The 2,832-nt window shown below is 45.1% G+C and carries 4 protein-coding genes; 1 reads left to right on the top strand and 3 read right to left on the bottom strand.

What is annotated here, in order from left to right; all coding sequences use genetic code 11:
- Positions 1-77: 77 nt before the first annotated feature.
- Positions 78-221: a hypothetical protein gene (locus F6K20_RS32620; RefSeq protein WP_287265777.1), complete on the bottom strand. Its 144-nt coding sequence runs from the start codon at positions 219-221 to the stop codon at positions 78-80.
- A 73-nt stretch (positions 222-294) separates the two neighbouring features.
- On the opposite strand from F6K20_RS32620, the gene F6K20_RS32615 reads away from it, so the two are divergent.
- On the top strand, positions 295-720 hold the full coding sequence (locus F6K20_RS32615) for a hypothetical protein (RefSeq protein ID WP_009149154.1): 426 nt from the start codon (positions 295-297) through the stop codon (positions 718-720).
- A 115-nt stretch (positions 721-835) separates the two neighbouring features.
- Here the strand turns inward: F6K20_RS32615 and F6K20_RS32610 are convergent, their stop codons facing one another.
- Positions 836-1,216 (bottom strand): hypothetical protein, encoded by a 381-nt coding sequence (locus F6K20_RS32610; protein WP_009149155.1) that lies wholly within the window; start codon positions 1,214-1,216, stop codon positions 836-838.
- A 117-nt stretch (positions 1,217-1,333) separates the two neighbouring features.
- Entirely contained in the window at positions 1,334-2,479 is a 1,146-nt protein-coding gene (locus F6K20_RS32605) for a glycosyltransferase family 4 protein (protein ID WP_287297535.1), read from the bottom strand.
- Positions 2,480-2,832: the final 353 nt, after the last annotated feature.

Genomic DNA, 2,832 nt, shown 5'->3' with positions numbered 1-2,832 from the left:
TGGTTAATGGGACTAGAGTAAGCATATGCGCTACGCGCAAGCTACTTGAGGTGCCGTCAGCCGTCAGCCGTCAGCCGTCAGCCTTTGACTGATAACTGATAGCTGATAGCTGATAACTGATAGCTGATAGCTGATAGCTGATAGCTGATAACTGATAGCTGATAGCTGATAGCTGATAGCTGATAGCTGATAACTGATAGCTGATAGCTTACCCGAAACAAATTTAATTCTAGATAGTCAAGTAATCTAGGACAAGTGTATTAGTAATAGATCACAAGACTTTAGGGGATGACAATGACTAAACTATTCCCACAGTGGATGATTGTTCCGATCACCATAGCTGTAAGCTTAAGTAGCGCTGGTGTCGCCAACGCCGAAACCATCAACCTTGAGCCTGGATTCCAGCCTGATCCCATCGTAGTTACTGGAAACTCTGGAGGATCAAATAAGAGCCAATGCGGTATGATTAGTACCCAGCCCAATCATGTCATTAATTTGAACCAAGATTTTACCTACTTGCGCTTCAACCTAGAAAGCCAAGGCCAGCCCACTCTATTAATTCAGGAGCCAAATGGTACCTCATGTACACAGGCCGATAATTTATCTGGGGGGAATATTGTTAAAATCGGGTATTGGGAGCAAGGCAGCTACTCATTCTACGTCGGCGATCGCAATGGTGAACAGCATCCTTATACTTTATCGATCACTAAAACTCCCTAGTACCAGGGTGCAGAACTCAAAGTTCAACACTCAATAATTATTGTAGGCAAGCCTTTTGGGTGCAAGCCTTTTCCCTGACAACTGCAGCGAAGTCTATGGGTGATTAGCGATTACTCTAATCTTCAATCTGCTGAACCGATATCTCAACCGCTTCCACATCAATCGTACCTGGAGCTGCTAAGCGGTTAAAATGTCCGTGTTCTATCTTCAAAACTTCCCCGCAACTGGGGCACTGACACTGGGTATTGTTAAACCCAGTCAACTCATAGGCACAGACTGGACATTTATCTTCCACTAGATTACGTCTGAGCCACCAGCGAACTCCAAACCAGGCAATCACTGGTGAGATGATTAAAAAAGCAATTAAAATCAAAAAACCATTGACTACCCATCCCAAGCCAACTGTGCCTAGCAAGAAACAAGTTAAGAAGAACGCTAGCCAACAGCCCATACCTGACAGGTTGAACTGAAACTGTCTCGGGGTATTTTGATTCACTGTTTTCTTTTAACAATAACAAATATGATCGGGTAGTTATATCCTAGTTCAGATTCGTCTTAACTTGAATAGAAATTACCCCTCGCTGCTTATGCTCCGCAAGGGGCGACTCAATTTTTACGCAGTATCGAGTAACTCTTTTAACTGCTTTGTCAGAGCCTCTTTACTAAATAACCCTAGGGATTGTTCTCGTAACCACTGACCATCACAGCGCTGATCCTCTCCCTTGAGAATTTCAATACAAGCCGCAGCCACTGCATCGGGGTCTCGATAGGGAACTTGCCAACCAAGCTGACCATCTTGCAAAGGATCAGCAGAACCATCAGAATCCCCAGAAAGGACAGGTTTACCACAAGCCATGGCCTCTAGGTATACAATCCCAAAGCCTTCTTGGGAGGGCATGACGTAGGCATCAGCCACTCGGTAATGTTCCACTAATTCTGGTGTAGGGACAAAACCAGCAAAGACCACCCGATCCCCAACACCCAAATCTTTGGCTAGCTGCGCCAGTCTCGGTTGATCATCACCACGACCAATAACTAGATATTTAACCTCTGGAAAGATTTTAGCGATCGCAGGAAGTGCTTGAATGGTAACATCAACTCCTTTATAAATATCCCCAGACCACAGACGAGCGACAGTCATCAACACCTTAGCACCAGTCAGACCATACTTTTCGATTAAGGCTGGTGATTTCAGACCAGGAGTAAACCTATTGCCATCAACAGCACAAGGCAACATCTTTACCTTTTCAGGATTTAGGTTATTGGCAGCACAAGCGCGATCGCGACTGTAACGACTGATTGTCCAAATTGCTGCTGCCCGGTCTAGGGCATTACGTTCTTTCAGGGGTAAGAGTTCCCAAACCTCCTTGCCATAAGTCAAAACTGTATAGGGAATCCCCAAACTATTGCACAACAGCTGAGTCAGGGGAGCCAGTTTGATATGACCGCAGAAAACGTGTTTGGGACGTTTTTGCCATAAATAAAACCCCAGCGCTATTGTTAAGCGAACACGCCCTAGCACAGGAGACTTGGTTTTCAGGTAATGGAATCTGAGTGGGTAGAGATCAAAGGGATTTTCACAACCTAGACCATCCCGCAGCAAAAATATTTCAGCGCTAGAACTGGTAACAGTCTTAGCAGCAACAGACAAATATGCCTCGAAAATATCTTTGACGTAGGATTGGATGCCCCCTTCACACTCAAAAATCTCTAGGAAAATGAATACGTAGTTAGATGCTGTTTTCTGTGTGCCGCTCAAATTCGTTAGTTAGTTTTGAGTTCGATTCACCTATCTTAGCCGATACTTTTTGGCTACCAAAGTCTACCAAGTAGACCTTAGCCCGCCAATGCAAGATGCTTTCGCATCCAGGGGGTATCTCCCAAGGCTATATGCGAATATCCCGCGAGCGCCGTTGATATCTCTGTCCATTACACGCCCATCAATGTTTGACCTGATCAACTTGCTTGCGCCAATATTGACCAATTGTTAGAGTCGATGTCCCCTATTAAGGGGAGCATCTCTCCTACAAATCCGTACGTGCGACTTTCGTTGCATACGGCTCCTAAGTATCTTTTTGGCTGCTGTGTATGTATTGGTGGCAGCTCTGGTGA

Origin of the sequence: Moorena sp. SIO2C4, assembly GCF_010672485.1 — a bacterium.
GTDB classification, from domain to species: Bacteria; Cyanobacteriota; Cyanobacteriia; order Cyanobacteriales; family Coleofasciculaceae; genus Moorena; species Moorena producens.
This window is presented reverse-complemented; position numbering and strand designations above follow the sequence as displayed.